Raw genomic sequence first — 19,026 nt, 5'->3', positions numbered from 1 at the left:
AGTTTCGGAGTCGCATGTGGTGAGGACCGTCCTGATCGTAGATGACAGCAAATTGGCACGGATCGTCGCCGGCAAGGCGCTCGCCGAGCTGCAGCCGGACTGGACCAAGGTCGAGGCCGGCAGCGCCGCCGAAGCGTTGGAGAAGATCGGACAGCTATCGATCGATATCGCACTCGTCGATTTCAACATGACCGAAAAGGATGGGTTGGAACTCGCCGCCGAGCTGCGCGCTCTGCGGCCCGAGATGCCGATTGCGATCATCACCGCCAACATTCAGGACGAGGTGATTGCACGCGCACGCGAGGTCGGTGCGGCGTTCATCGCCAAACCCGTCACCAGCGAAGGCCTCTCGGGCTTCGTGTCGGGTGCCGCGCTGAAGCTGAGAAACACGAGGTCATGACGCCGGAGCAGATATCACTCGGCGAACTCGAACGCGACGCGCTGACCGAGATCGTCAACATCGGCGTCAGCCGTGCCGCGTCGAACCTGCGCAAGATGGTCGGCGACCAGGTGTTGCTGTCGGTCCCGTCGATCGAGGTCGTGAACCAGCGCCGCGCCGCTCGCCTGATCGCCGAACGCGAAGCAACGGATCTGGTCGCCGTCCGCCAGGATTTCTCTGGGCCATTTTCCGGCCGGGCGCTGCTGATCTTTCCGGAGACCAACAGCCTGGAACTCGTGCGCGCAGTCACCGGCGGCGAACTATCCGTCGAAGACGTGGTCGAGATGGAGCATGAAGCGCTGGGGGAGACCGGCAACGTCATCCTCAACAGCTGCCTTGCAACGATGGCGAACATGCTCAAGCGTTCGCTCAGCATGACCATCCCGGAGGTGCTGCGCGGCGACGGAGCAACCCTGTTCGAGGTCGACGACAAGGGCGACACCGAGGGACTGGTGCTTTTCCTCTATGTCGATTTCGCAATCCGCAAGCGCGACATCCGTGGCTATATCGCCATGCTCATGGACATCCCGTCGCTGGCGACGCTGAAGGAACTGCTAGACGAGTTCATCGCCCGTGTCGTGGGTGACGATGGCTGATCAACGGCCGAGCGACGATCAGCTTCGCGCAGTGCTTGCCGCTGCCGGGGCAAGCGGGTCCTGGGATTGGGATATCGCGGCCGATCGGCTGTATGTAGACGATCGTTTCGCAGAGCTTTATGCGCTCGATCGAACCGCGAACGCAACCGGCTACCCGACGCGATGCTTCTTCGCGGCGATCCACCCGGACGACCGGGCCCGGATCCGCATCGCGGTCGCCGGGCTTCTCGCTGGTGCCGAACTCTTCTCGAAGGAATTCCGGGTCATCGATCCGACCGGTGCCGTGCTGTGGATGCACGGACGGGGCCAGAGCCACCGGGACGCGGCCGATGAACCGGTACGCTTCACCGGCCTCATCGTCGACGTTACCGAACGCAAGCGTACCGAGGAGCGTCTGCGTGTCGCGCAAAGCGCAGGGGGCATCGGCACCTTCGAATATAGCGACGGCTTCGCCACCGTCTCCGTAAGTCATGAGTTCTGCCGGTTGCTCGGTTTGCATCCGACCGATCGCCTGCCGGTCCGAACGATCAATGGGGTATTGCTCGAGCCCGCGCGTCCGCTGATCCCGGAAGGGGCCGACAACGCGATTCCCGCGATGCTCGACGGAGACTTTCAGATCCGTCGGGGCGACGACGAGGCGATACGCTGGATCGCCCGCCGCGGCGAAGTGATCCGTGATGGCGATGCCGGCGGTTACCGTCTGCTCGGCGTCGTCTACGACGTTACCGATGCCAAGCGACGCGAGGCCGAACTGCGCGGCCTCAACGAAACGCTCGAGCAGCGCGTCGCCGAGGCGCTGCTGGAAAAAAAGGTCTATGCCGACGTCGTCGCGTGCTCGCCGGCCGCGGTAACCGTGCTCGATCATCAATATCGCATCCTGGCGATCAATCCGGCGAATGTGGCGGTGTTCGACAAGGCCTATGGCCGACGGCCGGAGGTCGGAGACAATTTCCTGGCATTATTCGACGGCTTGCCCGGACATGGCGACCGGCAGCGGGCCATATGGTCGCGGGCGCTCGCAGGGGAAATATTCGTCGTCACCGAGGAATTTGGCGAGAAAGAACGCGAACCGCGTTGGTTCGAAGTGCGTTTCAATCCATTGTTGAACGCCGAGGGCAAAATTATCGGGGCCTCCGGCACCTCCTACGACGTGACCGAGGCAAAGCGCGCCGAGGGCGAGCTCGCGCTTGCCCAGGAAGCTCTCCGGCAATCGCAAAAGATGGAAGCGGTCGGCCAGCTCACCGGAGGCATCGCGCACGATTTCAACAATCTGCTCACCATCATCATCGGCAGTGTCGATACGGCGACGCGACGCCTCGACGCAAATGCTGACCCGCGGCTCAGGCGCGCCCTCGAACATGCAGCAAAGGGGGCGGAACGCGCGGCCGCTCTCACCCACCGTCTACTGGCCTTCTCACGGCGCCAGCCGCTGAATCCCCGGATCCTCGATGTCGCACGGCTCATCTCGGGCATGTCGGATCTGCTGAGCAGAGCGATCAGTGAATCGATCGCCATCGTGATCGATGTCCCTGACGATCTCTGGCGGATCGAGGCGGATCCGAACCAGCTCGAGAATGCGATTCTCAATCTCGCCGTCAATGCCCGCGACGCAATGCCAAGCGGGGGTACGCTCACGATCAGCGCGCGCCATCAGCGCGTCGTTTCGGAAACGGCTCCGGAGGGCGTCGCTCCTGGCGAATATGTGGCGATCACCGTCATCGACACCGGCATCGGCATGAATGGCGCCACCCTCGCCAGGGTGTTCGATCCTTTTTTCACGACCAAGGAGGTCGGCAAGGGAACGGGCCTCGGCTTGTCCATGGTCTATGGATTCGCACGCCAGTCGGGCGGCGGGGTCACGGTTTCTTCCGAGCCCGGTGCAGGCACCAGCGTGACCTTGCTGCTGTCTCGCGCCGACGCTGTCGTGGCGGCGGACATGCTTCCGGAGGGCAATGGCGTCGAACAAGGATCGGCCGACGAGACGGTGCTGGTCGTCGAAGACGACGATGACGTGCGAGCCTACACGGTCGGCGTGCTGCGCGAGCTGGGATACCGTGTGATCGAGGCACATGACGGCGCATCCGCACTCCGGCTACTCGACAAACAGGAACTGCCGATCAGCCTGCTCATGACCGACGTGGTCATGCCCAACATGTCGGGCAGCGAACTGGCCCGGGCCGCTGTCGAACGGCAGCCTGGGCTCAAGGTCCTGTACAGCTCCGGTTATACGCGCGACGCGATCATGCATGACGGCCGGTTGGACGAGGGCGTGGAGCTTCTGGCGAAGCCGTTCACCTTCAAGACGCTGGCCAGGAAGGTGCGCGAGATTCTCGACGCCCGCTGATCTAGCGAGGCCCCGCCCGTCGCGCACCTGCTCCGGCGCTGTATCAATCGTTCCTCCTGTCGCGCTCGGCGGTGCCGGGTTCAGCCATTTCGCGATGCCGCTCGGCCAGGGTAGAAGCAGGCGCGACATGGGCAACGGCCGCCTGCACCTTGTTCTTCCAGCCAGAGACGATGTGCGCATGGCCCGCCATCAGGGCATCCCAGCCGTCCTTCGCGACCTTGGCGGGATCGTCCTTTTTTTGAGTACCGACCTTGGTGTCCATCATGTCGGCTCGATCGAAGAATTCGGTTTCGGTAGGACCGGGCATCAGCGTGGTGATCGTCAACCCCTTGCTGTCCTTCAACTCGTTGCGGATCGCGTCGGCAAAGCTGTCGATGAACGCCTTGGAGCCATTGTAAACCGCCTGAAAGCTGCCGGGCATGAAGCCGGCGATCGATCCGGTGATCAGCACCTTGCCATCGTCCCGCCGCACCATGTCGGGAAGGATCTTTTGCAAGAGATACAGGGTCCCGGTGACATTGGTGTCGATCACCCGGCGCCAGTCATCCACCGACTGGCTGAGGAAAGCGCGACCCAGCCCACGGCCGGCATTAGCGCAAAGCAGGTCAATCCGGCGTCCGCTCGTCGCAGCGAGCAGCGCATCGACGCCGTCCAGTGTAGATAGATCGGCCTCCAACGGCTTCACCTCGGTGCCATATTGCCGGAGGTCCGACGCGGCATCGTTGATATAGGATTCGTCGGCTACGACCAGCAGGTCATAGCCATTCTGCGCGGCGAGGGCCGCCAGCTCCAAGCCGATGCCAGTCGACGCACCGGTCACGATCGCGAACTTGTCCGCCATGCGAAATCTCCTATTCGGCCCCAAATGCCATGCCGGGCTTGAGCACGACCTTGGTCACCGTGTTCTGCTCGTCATGGAACATCCTGTAGCCCTCGGGTGCCTGCTCGAGCGGTAACCGGTGGCTGATCAGGAAGGTGGTATCGACCCGCTCCTCGATGATCGCATTCAGAAGCGCGGGCATATAATGCTGGACATGGGTCTGGCCGGTCTTGAGCGTCAGCCCTTTCTCCATGAACGCGCCGAGCGGGAACTTGTCTACGAAGCCGCCATAAACCGCCGGCATCGAGACCCGGCCACCCTTGCGACACGCGATGATCGCCTGGCGGATCGAATGGGGGCGATCCGTGCCGAGAAAGGTCGAGGCCTTGATCTGATCGATCACATTATCGACGAAGAAGCCATGCGCCTCGAGGCCCACCGCGTCGATCACCGCGTCAGGACCGATTCCGCCGGTCATCTCCATTAGCGCTTCATAGGTCGCGCTTTCCTCGAAATTGATCGTCTCGGCACCGAACCGGCGGGCCAGTTCCAGCCGGTGCGGGAAGTGATCGATCGCGATCACGCGCTCGGCACCCATCAAAAACGCCGACTGCACCGCGAACAGGCCAACCGGGCCGCAACCCCAGACCGCTACCGTGTCGCCCGGCTCGATCTCGGCATTCTCGGCCGCCATCCAGCCCGTCGGCAATATGTCCGACAGGAACAGCACCTTCTCGTCTTCGATGCCGTCCGGGATCACGATCGGCCCGACGTCGGAAAACGGCACGCGAACATATTCGGCCTGGCCGCCAGCATATCCGCCGGTCATGTGGCTGTAGCCGAACAGGCCGGACATTGGCTGGCCATATAGCTCCATTGCAATGTCCTGATTGTCCGCAGGATTACCATTGTCGCAGGCAGAATATTGATGCTTGGAGCAATGAAAGCAGGCACCGCAGGCGATGGTGAAAGGCACGACCACGCGCTGGCCCTTTTTGAGCGTTGATCCGGTCCCGGTCTCGATCACTTCGCCCATGAACTCGTGGCCGAGGATGTCGCCCTTCTGCATCGTCGGAATATAGCCATCATAGAGATGCAGATCCGAACCGCAGATTGCAGTGGAGGTGATGCGGATAATCGCGTCGCGAGGATTGAGAATCTCCGGATCGTCAACCGTCTCGACGCGGACGTCATGCTTGCCGTGCCAGGTCAGTGCGCGCATCGGTCTCAATCCCTCTCTTGTTCGCGCTGCGCGCGCGTGCGCGCGGAGGTGGCGATCTCGCCGGTTTCCATGAGCTGCTTGAAGCGGCGGAGATCGCGGCGCGCCTGGATGGCAGGTTCGCGCTGGAACAGCTTGGCGATCAATCGGCCGACCGCGCCTGCGGGTGGATCATAGAGGATGGTCGCGGTGACGCAGGTGCCGCGCCCTCCCGTCGCGTCGCGGAAATCGATCCGGCCGCTGTTCGGTACGTCCGCGCCGTCTTCGGACGCCCACGCTACCAGCTCGCCTGCACGATCCTCGGTGATCACCGATGTCCACTCGACTGTCCGGCCACCGGGCGCCTTGACAACCCAGTGCGATCGGAGATCATCGATGACGTCGACACGTTCGACATTCTCCATGAAGGCCGGCAGGTTCGAAAGGTCACGCCAAAAATTATAGAGTTCCTCGCGCGGTCGATTAACTGTCACGGTGCGGCCGACAAGTGTATCGCCCTTCGCTTCGACCAACGCCGCCGTCGCCGCATCCACCGCATCGCTGCGCTTTGACGCGGTCAAAGGGGCGTCGTCCTGCGAGGCGCAGGTCGTGGAATCGCTCATGGTAAGGCTCTCTCGTGTGGAGGGTTGAGCCAGAACCAACCGGAGAACACGCCGTTCCCACCCGTGCTGGGAATAACCGCGCAGACGTGATCTATGTGAATCCGCAATGGTCGCATGGCCCCGAACGGGCGCATAATAGCCTAGGTTAGCGACCAGTCCGTCTTCACATCTCCGAAGATATAAGGTGTCAATGCGCTTGCAGGCTGACGGGATAGGAGCCAGGCTGCTGGAGTCTGGCTCCGTTCCAGGATCAGGGAAAATAGGTCAATCCGTAATAGCCATAGACCTGCTCGCCATAAGCACGGTCGTATGCCGGCTCGTCATTGGCATAATGCGGCGCGTCCCGCAGCGTCTCCTTGTCGATGTCGACCACATAGCCGCCCTGCTGCGGTTCATAGGTGAGCATCTCCCAAGGCAGCGGATAATAGTCGCTACCCAAACCCAGGAAGCCGCCGAACTGAAGGACGGCATATTCAACCTCGCCGGAAACCTTGTCTACCATGAAGTTGTAGATGCTGCCGAGCTTTTCGCCCTCGCGGTTGTAGACGGACGTTCCTTCTACCTTGTTGGATGCTATCAGAGTGGACGTCTCGTCCGTTGCGATCCCGATATCCGCCATGTGCTCGTCTCCTCGACTCGCCCCACGCCCGTTCACATACTGGATAGCGCAGATTATGGACGCGAGACTTGATCGAGATCAGCGCTCGGGAATTAGGGGATCCAGTTCCTTGGGCTAGTGGCCGCAATTATTGGAGATCGCTCTCCCGCTTTCCGGATATCCTCATCGACCGTTGCTGCATTGATCGGCAGATGATTAACATTGATCAACTCCATTTGCCTTTGTTCTTTTCCTTCCCGCTCATCGGAACTCATGGCGCCGCATCGCGGTTTAGCTGCCATTCCCACGCAATGGAGATACGCCCATGACCGAGGCCATGTTCACCGATGCTATCGCCTTGCTGAAGGCGGATCATCGCAAGGTCGAGCAGTTGTTCGCCGCGTTTGAAAAAGCACGCGATGACAACCGCAAGCAGCAGCTTGCGGGGGAGATCTGCACCGAACTGAAGATCCACACGCTGATTGAGGAGGAGATTTTCTACCCTGCCTTTCGCGGAAAGATCGAGGACGACACGCTCGACGAAGCCTATGTCGAGCATGATGGCGCCAAGCTGCTCGTCAACGACATCGAGGCAGCCAGCCCTTCCGATAATTTCTACGATGCGAAGATCACGGTGCTGTCCGAAGAAATCAAACATCATGTGCATGAGGAAGAGATGCCCAGTGAAGGCATGTTCGCCCAATGTCGCAAGACCGATGTCGATCTCGTCGCATTGCGTGACGCCATGATGGCACGCAAGCAGGACCTGCTCGAAAAGTCCAAACAGGACGGGCTGCCACCTGCAAAGCCGGTCGCAGTCAAGCTCGCCTTGGCCTGACGGTCCATGTGAACCCTTTGTAATGGAGTTTGACGAGCGCCTGTAGGGAGATGCGGTCCGGCGCCCGTCCGCAGTTTTGCGTGGCAGACGCTGGATGAGCTGATGGGAAGGAAAAGGCCGGAATGCAGCTATTGCTGGCCACAATCTGATTATCCCGCATCTGCCGGCGCCTGTTGCGATGGAGGTGCGAAACGAGTGCGGGCGATCTAGAGAGACGCAATGATCCGCCTCTCTCCGCTACGCCACAGTGCGTGGTCTGCTCCGGGCGGTCGTTCGGGGCGGCACCATTTGCCGCCGAATGTGTTCCTCTCGCGGGCCGCCATAGCCTGATCGGCAACTGGCGCATTAGGGTACCGCGACATGGCAAAGATTTATGCGATCGCACTGGGCTGGCTCATCGCACTTCTCGGCGGCTTCTTCCTGGTCGCGGGAAGCAAGCTCGCATTGCTGGGAGGTTCGATCTATTATGGTCTAGCCGGGCTGGCCATGATCGTGAGCGGGGCCCTCCTGGGACGGCGGGACCGGCGAGGCGCCATGCTCTACCTGCTCGTCTGGATTGCGACGCTGGCCTGGGCGATCTGGGAGGTTGGACTCGACGGCCTTCAGCTCATCCCGCGTCTCGTTGCGCCGACCGTTCTCCTCATCCTTGTGGCCCTCACCTTGATCCGCCGGCCGCTGCGGGGGCGCGTGCCGGCTTCGGCCTTAACATTCCTTCTGCTCGCAAGCGCAACTGCCCTCGTGCTTCACGGTCTCGCCCCGTCCGCCGGGCAGGCGACAGCCTCGGCAACGGCCGCCACGGCCGGATCGGCGTCCGGCATGCAGGACTGGTCACATTATGGCGGCACGTTGGCTGGCGATCGCTATTCCACCCTCGACGAGATCACACCCGCCAATGTCGCCCGGCTCCAGCTGGCCTGGACCCAGCGCACGGGAGACGTCGTGATGGCGGATGAAGCGGTCAGGCACCTGCGCGAATATCATTCTGAAGCCACTCCGATCCAGGTGGGCGATACGCTCTACACCTGCACGCCGCACAGCTATGTCCAGGCGATCGACGCGACGACGGGCAAGACCCGATGGAGCTGGCACAGCACTGCCGATATCAAAGGCAATAGCTATCTGGTCTGCCGCGGCGTTTCCTATTTCGAGGCGCCAGCAGGGACGCCCTGCCCTCGCCGCATCTTCGCGCCGACCTTCGACGCCAAACTCTATGCGTTGGATGCAGATACCGGTCGCCCCTGCGCGAGCTTCGCGCGAAAAGGGCATATCGACCTGCGCGAGAATATGGGTCCCTCCCCCGCCGCCTTCCAGATCAGCACGTCACCGCCCGTGGTCGCAAACGGCCGCCTGATCATTGGTGAACGCGTGATCGACAATGTCGCAGTCGACGAACCCGCCGGTGTGGTACGCGCTTATGATCCCGTGTCTGGCGCGCCCATATGGAGCTGGGACGTCGGGCGCGGCGATGACGCCGTCAAGCCTCTCTCCGGGACGGAAACCTACACGCGCGGCACACCCAATGTCTGGGGTGCGATGACCGCCGATCCGAAAAACGGCATCGTCTATCTCGGGACCGGCAACGCGACGCCGGATTACTGGATCGGGCGCCGCCGTCCCTTCGATGACAAATATGGTACGTCGATCGTGGCTCTCGACATCGCCACCGGCAGGATGCGCTGGCATCGCCAGCTCGTGCACCGTGACATGTGGGACATGGACGTGCCTGTCGGCCCTTCGCTGATCGATCTTCAGGCAGCGGGTGGTGCTACCGTCCCGGCGCTCGTCCAGACCACCAAGATGGGCCAGGTCTATCTTCTCAACCGCCTGACGGGCGCGCCGCTTGCCCAGATCGTCGAACGGCGCGTGCCAACACAAGGTGGAATGACCGACGAACGCTTCTCGCCGACGCAGCCCTTTTCGGTCGGGATGCCCTCCTTCACCCCACCACCGCCCACCGAGACGGCGACATGGGGTGCGACGCCGATCGACCAGCTCGTCTGTCGCATCCAGTTTCGCGAGGCCCGGGCCGCGGGCATCTACGCGCCGATCGGCATGACCCCCATCATCGGCCACCCCGCCTTCGATGGGGTGACCGACTGGGGCGGCGCCGCGGTCGATCCCGAACGCGGGTTCATGACCGTGAACACGATGGAGATGCCGTTTCGGATTCATCTCGTCCGGGCGGATTCGACCGAGGGCAGGAAGATGATCGCGGCGGCCGCGCGCGGCGGTGAGAATGCGAAGGCGCCAATCTACTATCAACAGTTCGGCACGCCCTATGTGGCGGTGGTGCAGGCCTGGATCGGGCCGTTCGGCGCACCCTGCAGCGCGCCGCCCTGGGGCAAGCTGACTGCGGTCGACCTGAAGACCCGGCGCGTCCTGTGGAGCCAGATCCTCGGTACGGCGCGGGACACCGGTCTGTTCGGAACCCGCCTCGGCCTGCCGATCAAGACGGGCGTTCCGAATCTCGGCGGCTCGATCCTCACCCGCGGCGGACTGCTGTTCATCGGCGCGACCACCGACCAATATCTGCGCGCATTCGACGCACGGTCGGGCGCTGAGCTGTGGAAAGCCCGTCTGCCTGCCGGCGCCCAGGCAACACCCATGACATATCGGGGCCGTGACGGGCGGCAATATGTCGTCATCACGGCAGGCGGACATGGCGCGCTCGGCACCCGCTATGGCGACTATACGCTCGCCTTCGCCCTTCCCCACTGACGCGCAGCCTGAAGAGCTTTCGTCGGATACGGCAAGGCTGGAAGCTGAACGTCAGATCATGGGCCCATCAAAGCCGGCGACCCAAGAATGACCTTATCGCGGCGAATGGGCGATGATGCACCATTGGGCCGACCGCACCGGCATCGCAATTCGCTCCACCGCCTCCTATCTGCAGCTGGTAGGGAGATCCGATCGCAGTGGCGAGTCATGGTGATGCGATTACTGGCTTTCGGGAGAAGCTCGTCCAAAGCGGGTATGTTCACTTGCCCGCACCAGCGCTCCAACGGCTGGCTGGTTGGTCCGATGAGAATTGGCCGTCTTTTGCATCGTCCTGGGACAGGCTGGGGCAGGACCGATACATGGCGGACGGTGGGCGCTACCGGCGCCGTCGCCACGCCGTGTTCGAAGCAAGCGGCCGCGACTTCGTTCGCAAGCCTCACCAGCCGCATTTCCAAAGCCGCGACTATAATCCGCTCAACGGCGATGTGCAGCGCTGGTTCGACCCCGTTGAATCCGCCGTCGCCGACAGCGCTATCCTGCGCTCGATCTTTCAGCGCCTGACCCCTTTGTTCAGCACACTCGATGGTCGGAATATCTCAGGGTGCTGGCACAGCGAAATGCATCAGTTCAGGATCGAAGCCTCGCCGACGGAGATCGGCCGCCCGACGCCCGAGGGTCTGCATCGAGACGGCGTCGACTGGGTGCTGGTCTTGTTGATATCCCGCGAAAATGTGGACGAAGGCGTGACCGAGATTGGAGGCAATGACGAACAGCCGCTCGGCCGCTTCATGCTTCGTGATCCAGGCGATGCCGTGCTCCTCGACGACAGGCGGATCAGGCATGGCGTCACCCCGATAAAAGTGGCTTTCCCGGCCCATCCGGCCCATCGCGACGTCCTTGTCGTGACCTGGAAATTTTTGACGCGGAGCCGCCAGCTATCTCCCCCCGGAATTTGACGCGCACCATTCGGCCTGAATGGAAGGATGCAGCTGGGCCGCAGGCAGCGCGAAGCCATCCGCATACGGGGCAACCAACCAACCGCTTCACGTCAGATCCGCGTCACCAGATCCCGGAACCACATCTCTGACGGAACGGAACAGATTCCGCGACAGTGAAGACAGCGCGAGCGAGACGCTGCGCTGTCTTCATTGAATGCCGCGATTGCCGCGATTGCTATAGCGGTACGAAGCCGGTTTTTGACAATACGGGCCGGACTCGGATCACGCCGCCTTCGGCGGCGCGAACTTCGTCAGATCGATCCCTTCCACTGCGGCCTTATATTCCTGGGCGCTCGGCGTGCGGCCGAGAATAGTCGAGAGGACCACGACCGGGGTCGATGCCAGCAGCGATTCACCCTTCTTCTCCACGGAATCCTCGACGACGCGGCCCTGGAACAGGCGGGTGGAGGTGGCAAGGACGGTGTCACCCTTCGCCGCCTTCTCCTGATTACCCATGCAGAGGTTACAGCCCGGACGTTCGAGATAGAGAATATTCTCATATTCGGTCCGGGACGCCGTCTTCGGGTGCGCATCATCGAACTCGAAGCCCGAATATCTCTGCAGAATCTCCCAATCACCCTCGGCCTTGAGTTCATCGACGATATTGTAGGTGGGCGGCGCGATGACCAGCGGCGCCTTGAACTCGACCTTGCCGTCGGTCTTTTCGATATTCTTGAGGATCTGCGCGACAATCTTCATGTCGCCCTTGTGCACCATGCAGGATCCAACGAAGCCCAGATCCACCTTCTTGGTTCCGCCATAATAGGAGATCGGTCGGATCGTATCGTGCGTGTAGCGCTTCGATACATCAGCGTTGTTCACATCCGGATCGGCGATCATCGGCTCGTCGATCAGGTCCAGGTCCACCACGATCTCGGCGAAATATTTCGCATTGGCGTCGGGGGCCAGCGCCGGCTTCTCGCCCATACGAATTTCGGCAATGCGGGTATCGGCCTTGGCGATCAGACCCTTCAGCGTCCCGGCGGCATTGTCCATGCCCTTGTCGATCATAATCTGGATGCGCGATTTCGCTATCTCCAGCGACTCGATCAGCGTCTCGTCCTGCGAGATGCAGATGGAGGCCTTGGCCTTCATCTCGGCCGTCCAGTCGGTGAAGGTGAAGGCCTGGTCGGCAAGCAGAGTGCCGATATGGACCTCGATGACCCGACCCTGGAAGACATTGTCGCCGGCCTGCTGCAGCATCTGCGCCTGGGTGGCGTGGACGACATCGCGGAAGTCCATATGCGGCTGCATCTTGCCCTTGAAGGTCACCTTAACCGACTGCGGGATCGGCATGGTCGCCTCGCCGGTGGCGAGCGCCAGTGCGACGGTGCCGGAGTCCGCGCCGAAGGCCACGCCCTTGGACATGCGCGTGTGGCTGTCTCCGCCGATGATGATCGCCCAATCGTCCACGGTGATGTCGTTCAGCACCTTGTGGATCACATCCGTCATCGCATGATAGACGCCCTTCGGATCACGGGCGGTGATCAGGCCGAAATTGTTCATGAAGGCCATGAGCTTCGGGATGTTGGCCTGCGCCTTCTTGTCCCACACCGAAGCCGTGTGGCAGCCCGACTGATAGGCGCCATCGACCAGCGGAGAGATGACGGTGGCCGCCATCGCCTCCAGTTCCTGCGCGGTCATCAGCCCGGTCGTGTCCTGCGAGCCGACGATATTCACCTTGACCCGCACGTCGGAGCCCGCATGCAGCACCTTGCCCGGCGTCACGCCGACGGCGTTGCGGTTGAAGATCTTCTCGACCGCGGTCAGCCCCTGGCCCTCCGCAGTTATCTCCTTGTTCGGAGCGAAGACCGGGGTCGGTTCGATCCCGAGCGTCTGCGCGGCGAAAGTCTGGAGCTTCTTGCCGAAGACGACGGCATAGGAGCTGCCGGCCTTCATGAATTCCATCTTCTGCGGCGTGAAGGAGGCGGCGACGTCCACCAGTTCTTCGCCCTCCGCGTTGCGGAGCTTCTTGTTCTTCACGTCGATCTTGAGGACGGTGCCCGTCTCGACCGAGAACTTCTCCTCGAGGATCGGATTTCCGTCATTGTTGACGATCGGTTTGCCGTCGGGGCCGGTCTTCTTGACCCAGTTCTTCAGGTTGATGCCGATGCCGCCGGTCACGTCGACGGTGGTCGCGAAGATCGGCGAGATGCCGTTGGTGCCCGCGACCACGGGCGCATAGTTCACGAAGGGCACATAGGGGCTCGATTGCTTGCCGGTCCACAGCGCCACATTGTTCACGCCCGACATGCGCGACGATCCGACGCCCATCGTGCCCTTCTCGGCGATCAGCATCACGCGCTTGTCCGGATGCTGCGCCTTGAGCGCAACGATCGCCTGCTGGGCTTCCGGCGAGATCATGCACTGGCCATGCAGTTCGCGATCCGAGCGCGAATGCGCCTGATTGCCGGGCGACAGCAGGTCGGTCGAGATATCGCCTTCGCCAGCGATGAAGGTCACGACCGGGATCTCGTCCTCGACGTCGGGCAGCTTGGTGAAGAACTCAGCCCGCGCGTAGCTCTCGAGGACCTCCGTCGCAATGCCGTTGCCCAGCAGAAATGCGTCGCGCAGACGCGCCATATCGGCGTCGTAGAGGAAGACCTGCGTCTTGAGCACGTCGCCCGCCTGCTTCGCGATCGCGGGCTCATCGCCCAGCGCGAGGTCGAGCAGCACTTCGACCGATGGGCCGCCCTTCATGTGAGACAAGAGCTCAAGCGCGAAGGCCACCGAGATCTCCGGAACAACCGCTGCCCCGAGGATGATCTGCTTCAGGAAAGCGGCCTTGACCGCCGCCGCGCTGGTGGTACCTGGCAACGTATTGTAAATGAAGAATTTCAGAGCGTCGGCCCGATGCTCGTTGCCAGGCTGCTTGATGAGCGCGATGATCTCGGCGAGGAGCCCGCCATCGTCGATCGGCTTGGGTGCAAGCCCCTGGGTTGCTCTGCCTTGAATTTCGGTCAGGTAATCAAGGTAGAGGCTCATCTTATCCCACCTTCATGAGTGCACAACAGAAGCAGACACGCCGCCGGTCACCGGCCGTGGACCGGCCACGGCCGTTGTGGCGGCGGGTACGCGAACCCAGGTCGCCTGACAAGACGCCGCATTGCAACAAAGACGCTTGCGATCGCCTCGGTCCAGCGAACGCCGTCAGGTGAGCGCCCTATGCCAGCATGACGATCCCGGACTGGTCAGAGATCGGCCAGGCTATGCCGCCAAAGCCCCCCGGTGGAATACGATCTCACGTCCACCTCATGATCCGTCTGCAAAAGAATTGCGGACCGGTTCGTCGGCGTCGGTAGAATTTACCTCGTTAGACGGGGGTAGCGCACCGGTGTTGGCACCGGATCTCGAAGTCGCAGTGGCTTGACCCTGTATCCCCCGCTCCTCATCGCTGCTTCGAAGGAAACGGCCATGGCCGTTTCCCCAGGGAAAGATCGCCTCCAGGGGAGACATAGTCGCACGCGGCGATCGAGAAGCGCTTTTCGAACTGCCGCGCGCGCGTTTCCCGGCTCTCGGGAAAAGTCATCCCTGCCTTCGCACGTGATGAAATGCGCGAACGTCCGGTTCGGGGCGCTGACGCGATTGCGAAGCAGCCGGGCCCAGCTGCCAGCTCGGAAACTACGATACCAAAACGAGTAAGATCGCTCGATCCGATGCGATCGAATCGTACACCAACCTAGAAGCGGGTCGAGAAGGCGAGACCACCGCCCTTGCTGTCTCCCCACGGCACGAGGCGCACCGCCGGGTGCCTTTGCCGCGTCAGGAGGAAACCGCTCGCGAGCCCGATCGAGGCACCTGCTACCGTGTCGTACCAGTGGTGGCGTTTTGCCTCAATGCGACCGACGCCCACGAAAGTGGCCACTGCCAGAGCTGGCAGGCCCGCTTTCCAGCCGTAGCGGTTCTCCAGCGTCGCAGCCGCGGCGAAGGCGATCGACGTATGGCCCGAGGGAAAGCTCTTGCGGTCGCTGCCGTCAGGCCGGCGCTCCGGAAAACCCTCTTTGAGCAGCTTGGTGGTGCCGCCGGCGACGACCAGGCTGCCAACGGCCTGCAATTCGCCCGACCAGTCTCCTTGCACGGCGGGCGTGATCAGAGCCGCGGCGACCAGAACGTCGCGGCCAATCGTGCTGGCGTCGTCCCAGCCACCACGGCTCGCCTGGGCAGGTGAGGCGGCTGACAGGAGAACGAAAGAGAGAGCGACCGGCACCGGCCGCCAATGGCATATGTGCTTTGTCATCTGGCCATCCCGAGCTGGCTTTCGTTCTTTTCGTCCCATAGTGCACGCGCAGCCGCCGCCGAACCGCGCCAATCCAGTATCCGCCAGCCGCGATCGACAGCGACCGCACGCAGACGTGGGGATGGGTTCACCGCTACGGGCTCATCGCAATAGTCGAACGTCGGCAAGTCTGAGCAATGGTCGGAGTAGAAGCGGATGTGCGCCCGGTCGCGCTCGATCCCGCCCGCGCTCAGATGATCCGCCAGCATCGCGCACTTGGCATCGCCATAGCAATTCTCGCCGACGATATGAGGCGTGAGATAAGTCTCCCTCCAGTCGCAATCGGTTGCCACCACCTCACCAATGCCGAGCCGCCCGGCGAGGGCCGCCGCATAGAAGCGAGGCGCCGCGGTGGCGAGAATGATGCGACGGCCCTCCGCCCTGTCCGCGGCGATGAGGTCGAGCGCCTGGCGATAGATACCCGCCCGCACCAGCCGCTCGGCAAATCCTTCGGCCAGCAGATGCACCTCACGGGCCGATAGCGCCTTGCCTAGGAGCAACGCGTGCATCCGCTCCTTCATGCGCGCCCGAGGCAGGCTGCCGCGCGCATAGGCCAGCGCCGGCGCGAGCAGCGCGGGCAGCAGCAATAGGCGCTCCGGCGCGCGCTGCCACGCGGCGTAGAGAAGGAAAGGCAAGTAGGTGGGCAGCCGGGTTAGCGTGCGGTCAAGATCGAAGACCGAAAGCAGGGTCGGCCGGGGCGCCGGACCATCAGGCTTTTCCACCCCGTCATCCCTCAATGCCATCGTCGCTCCCTTTCGCGGCGAGGCGTGGCACTCGTGCCTGACGATAGGATGGTTCGAACATTTGATTTCGGCCATCTTTCCCCGCCTCCCTGAAGATGGCCGAAATCAAATGTTGGGCATGGTGGCGCATGCTGTGCGTTCGCTCTAACCAGCCGATATGAACATCCTGCTGATCGAGGACGATGATCGCGTCGCGCAGCATATCGGACGCGGCCTGCGCGAGGCGGGGCATAGTGCGGTGCGCGAGGCGGACGGCCGGTCCGGCCTGCTGCGAGCGGCGTCGGAGGATTTCGATCTGCTCGTCATCGATCGCATGCTTCCGCAGGTCGACGGACTGACCATCATCCGTACGCTGCGCGCCAGCGGCATCACGACGCCCGTGATGATATTGAGCGCGCTTGCCGAGGTGGACGAGCGCGTGGCCGGACTGCGCGCCGGCGGAGACGACTATCTCACCAAGCCCTTCGCCATGTCTGAGCTGCTGGCGCGCATCGACGTCATCGTACGGCGCGGACCAGCGATCGCGCCGTCGACCGAGATCGTCGTCGGAGACCTCGCGATCGATCTGCTCGGACACCAGGTCACGCGACGGGGCCAGCGCATCGACCTTACGGCGCGCGAATTCCGGATCATCGAATATCTCGCCCGCAATGCCGGCCGCACGGTGACGCGCGCGATGCTGCTCGAAAATGTGTGGGATTATCATTTCGATCCGCAAACCAACATCATCGATCAGCATGTCAGCCGCCTGCGCCAGAAGATCGATCGCGGCTTCGGCAAGCCCCTGCTGCACACCGTGCGCGGCACGGGCTACGTGCTGCGCGCCGGCGAATGAGGGCCCTGCGCGGCGTTGTCCATCGGATGAGGCGCAGCCTCACCTTTCGGCTGGCGCTGACCTATGTCGGGCTGTTCCTAGGATCCCTGCTGAGCCTGTGCGGCGCGGCCTTCTGGCTCAGCGTGCATCGCCCCATGCAGGAGGAGCTCGGCATCGTGGCAGCTGAGGCCGACACGCTTGCCCGAATCGACGCGGCGCATGGACGGCCAGCATTGATCGAGGCGCTCCAGCGGCGCGTGAGAAAGCGGGAGGAAACTGTCGCCTTCCACGCGCTCATCGCATCCGACGGCGAGGCGATCACCGCAAATCTGCCGAGTTGGCCACGCAAGCCGATCACCCATTCGATCCGCCTCGAAGCAGATGTTTTTGAAAATGGCATCGAACATGACGAGGAAGCCCTCGTCGTCGAACGCGCCCTGTCCGACGGAGCCAGGCTGATCGTCGGACGCGACGTCGAAATGCTCGCCGATCGCGAACGCCTGTTCGCGCAGGGTGCGCTCTGGCTCGGTGGTGCGGCGATCCTGCTCACCATCATTGGCGGCTTTGCGATGAGCCGTGCAGTAGGCATGCGGCTCGACGCGATAAACCGCACCGCCCGCCGTGTAATGGAGGGCGATCTGCACGAGCGTATCGCCATCCGTGGCAGCGGGGACGATTTCGACGATCTCGCGATCACGTTGAACGGCATGCTGGCGCGTATCGAGGATCTGATGGAATCCGTCCGCCGGGTTTCGGACAATATCGCCCATGAACTGCGCACTCCGCTCGCCCGGCTGCATGCGGATCTCGACGAATTGCGTCGAGCGGCCGATGCGCAGGAGCGCGAAACGCTGGTCGAGCAGGCGATCGACGAGGCGGCACGCCTGCGCGCCGTTTTCGACGCGCTGCTGAAGATCGCGCGGATCGAAAGCGGCCGCCACGCTGCCGGCCTGCGCGCCATCGATCTGGCCGCCCTGCTCGCCGACGCCGTGGAATTCCATCAGCCGGAAGCGGAAAGCCACGGCCAGTCCATCGTGACCGAGATTGAGCCGGGGCTGGCATTGTGCGCGGATCCGGATCTCATCTTCCAGGCCGTATCGAATCTGCTCGACAATGCGATCAAATATGGCGGCGTAGGAGGGCACATCCTCGTGACGGCGGATCGATCCGGCGCGTGCACCCGCATTGCGGTCAGCGACGATGGGCCGGGGATCCTGCCAGAGCATGTCACCCGGGTTACCGAGCGTTTCTTCCGGGCGCCGAATGCGGTGCTGCAACCTGGCACTGGCCTCGGCCTCAGCCTCGTCGCCGCGATCGTGAGCTTTCATCGCGGCAAGCTCGTGATCGTACCGGCTGCGGCAGGCACGCGGGTCGAGATGCTCCTGCCATGACAGGCGCGGTGCCGCCGAGGCAGGCCTATCGGATCGGATTGTCGGAAGCGGGAGCCGACGCTCGAGGAAGATGCGCTCTGCCTGGCAGAGTGCTCATCGGCACTCCGATGCCTATAATCCCGGAATAGGGAGAAGCGAGCAAGAATCGTGACGATCGACAGGCAGACAAAATGGGTGGATCTTTTCCCTTATCCGTTCCAATTTGATCCGGGCAACGTACGGATCAAATCCTTCGAGCGTTTCTCGAAGATCAGGATTCTACACATCCAGCAACGATCGACGTCTGTTCGGAAGAAATATTGATATTCTCGTCCAGCTTCCGCACTCTAGCATCCGGCGAGTGACAGGCCGGATTCGGCATCTCGATTTTACAATTGTTTACTCAGCCCATTTGTCAGCTCATGCTACCGCGCGCCTGCGGTTCGTTCATGCCCATGAATGACCGTCTGAGGGGCGTCCGTCGGCGTGTGGCGTTTTGTCGGCGGGCGCTTCCGCATGGCGGGCGATCGCGCTAGAGCATTTTGTGATCATACGGGATCATATCCGGCATGGCGGATATAATTCTGACATTCGTGGGCGGGGAAGAGGTCGAGGAGTTGTCCGGTTCGATCCCATAAGGCGTCGCGAGAA

At 62.5% G+C, this 19,026-nt stretch carries 15 protein-coding genes; 8 read left to right on the top strand and 7 right to left on the bottom strand.

All coding sequences use genetic code 11. The features are described from left to right. Window positions 1-16 precede the first annotated feature (16 nt). From GQY20_RS30025 to GQY20_RS30015, 3 genes are read left to right on the top strand one after another with little or no spacing between them, the layout of a single operon-like run. On the top strand, window positions 17-400 hold the full coding sequence (locus GQY20_RS30025; protein WP_157220862.1) for a response regulator transcription factor: 384 nt from the start codon (window positions 17-19) through the stop codon (window positions 398-400). Beyond that, window positions 397-1,035, top strand: a complete 639-nt coding sequence (locus GQY20_RS30020) for a chemotaxis protein CheX (protein ID WP_157220861.1) — start codon at window positions 397-399, stop codon at window positions 1,033-1,035. The genes GQY20_RS30025 and GQY20_RS30020 overlap by 4 nt, the downstream gene beginning before the upstream one ends. Continuing rightward, window positions 1,028-3,379 carry an ATP-binding protein gene (locus tag GQY20_RS30015; protein ID WP_157220860.1) on the top strand — a complete coding sequence of 784 codons (2,352 nt, stop codon included), beginning with the start codon at window positions 1,028-1,030 and terminating at the stop codon, window positions 3,377-3,379. The genes GQY20_RS30020 and GQY20_RS30015 overlap by 8 nt, the downstream gene beginning before the upstream one ends. A 43-nt stretch (window positions 3,380-3,422) precedes the next feature. Here GQY20_RS30015 and GQY20_RS30010 read toward each other — a convergent pair whose 3' ends face one another. From GQY20_RS30010 to GQY20_RS29995, 4 genes are all read right to left on the bottom strand, one after another. Next, on the bottom strand, window positions 3,423-4,220 hold the full coding sequence (locus GQY20_RS30010; RefSeq protein ID WP_157220859.1) for an SDR family NAD(P)-dependent oxidoreductase: 798 nt from the start codon (window positions 4,218-4,220) through the stop codon (window positions 3,423-3,425). A 10-nt stretch (window positions 4,221-4,230) separates the two neighbouring features. Further along, a complete protein-coding gene (locus GQY20_RS30005; RefSeq protein ID WP_157220858.1) occupies window positions 4,231-5,421 on the bottom strand; it encodes a zinc-dependent alcohol dehydrogenase in 1,191 nt (396 codons plus the stop codon). Between the two features lie 5 nt (window positions 5,422-5,426). Continuing rightward, complete coding sequence (locus GQY20_RS30000; protein WP_157220857.1) at window positions 5,427-6,020, bottom strand: SRPBCC family protein; 594 nt, start codon at window positions 6,018-6,020, stop codon at window positions 5,427-5,429. Between the two features lie 250 nt (window positions 6,021-6,270). Beyond that, the gene (locus GQY20_RS29995) at window positions 6,271-6,639 is read right to left on the bottom strand and encodes a PRC-barrel domain-containing protein (RefSeq protein WP_157220856.1); all 369 of its coding nucleotides are present in this window, start codon (window positions 6,637-6,639) and stop codon (window positions 6,271-6,273) included. 304 nt (window positions 6,640-6,943) lie between these two features. On the opposite strand from GQY20_RS29995, the gene GQY20_RS29990 reads away from it, so the two are divergent. The 3 genes from GQY20_RS29990 (at window position 6,944) to GQY20_RS29980 (ending at window position 11,130) form a co-directional block, all read left to right on the top strand. Beyond that, the gene (locus GQY20_RS29990; RefSeq protein WP_157220855.1) at window positions 6,944-7,456 is read left to right on the top strand and encodes a hemerythrin domain-containing protein; all 513 of its coding nucleotides are present in this window, start codon (window positions 6,944-6,946) and stop codon (window positions 7,454-7,456) included. A gap of 360 nt (window positions 7,457-7,816) precedes the next feature. After that, window positions 7,817-10,174 (top strand): membrane-bound PQQ-dependent dehydrogenase, glucose/quinate/shikimate family, encoded by a 2,358-nt coding sequence (locus tag GQY20_RS29985; RefSeq protein ID WP_157220854.1) that lies wholly within the window; start codon window positions 7,817-7,819, stop codon window positions 10,172-10,174. Window positions 10,175-10,437: 263 nt separating this feature from the next. Further along, a complete protein-coding gene (locus GQY20_RS29980) occupies window positions 10,438-11,130 on the top strand; it encodes a 2OG-Fe dioxygenase family protein (RefSeq protein ID WP_408641152.1) in 693 nt (230 codons plus the stop codon). A gap of 264 nt (window positions 11,131-11,394) precedes the next feature. On the opposite strand, the gene GQY20_RS29975 is transcribed toward GQY20_RS29980, so the two are convergent. The 3 genes from GQY20_RS29975 to GQY20_RS29965 form a co-directional block, all read right to left on the bottom strand. Continuing rightward, window positions 11,395-14,157: a bifunctional aconitate hydratase 2/2-methylisocitrate dehydratase gene (locus GQY20_RS29975; protein WP_157220853.1), complete on the bottom strand. Its 2,763-nt coding sequence runs from the start codon at window positions 14,155-14,157 to the stop codon at window positions 11,395-11,397. Between the two features lie 694 nt (window positions 14,158-14,851). After that, on the bottom strand, window positions 14,852-15,409 hold the full coding sequence (locus tag GQY20_RS29970) for a phosphatase PAP2 family protein (RefSeq protein WP_198351302.1): 558 nt from the start codon (window positions 15,407-15,409) through the stop codon (window positions 14,852-14,854). Further along, complete coding sequence (locus tag GQY20_RS29965) at window positions 15,406-16,191, bottom strand: HAD family hydrolase (RefSeq protein WP_157220851.1); 786 nt, start codon at window positions 16,189-16,191, stop codon at window positions 15,406-15,408. The genes GQY20_RS29970 and GQY20_RS29965 overlap by 4 nt, the downstream gene beginning before the upstream one ends. A 157-nt stretch (window positions 16,192-16,348) precedes the next feature. Between GQY20_RS29965 and GQY20_RS29960 the strand changes: the two genes are divergently transcribed. Next, complete coding sequence (locus GQY20_RS29960; RefSeq protein WP_157220850.1) at window positions 16,349-17,026, top strand: response regulator transcription factor; 678 nt, start codon at window positions 16,349-16,351, stop codon at window positions 17,024-17,026. A gap of 26 nt (window positions 17,027-17,052) precedes the next feature. Beyond that, complete coding sequence (locus tag GQY20_RS29955) at window positions 17,053-18,396, top strand: sensor histidine kinase (RefSeq protein WP_198351301.1); 1,344 nt, start codon at window positions 17,053-17,055, stop codon at window positions 18,394-18,396. Window positions 18,397-19,026 lie beyond the last annotated feature (630 nt).

The organism is Flavisphingomonas formosensis (assembly GCF_009755815.1).
Classification (GTDB): Bacteria; Pseudomonadota; Alphaproteobacteria; order Sphingomonadales; family Sphingomonadaceae; genus Flavisphingomonas; species Flavisphingomonas formosensis.
Note: the sequence above shows the minus strand (reverse complement) of the source record. Positions and strands in the feature narration are given on the sequence as shown.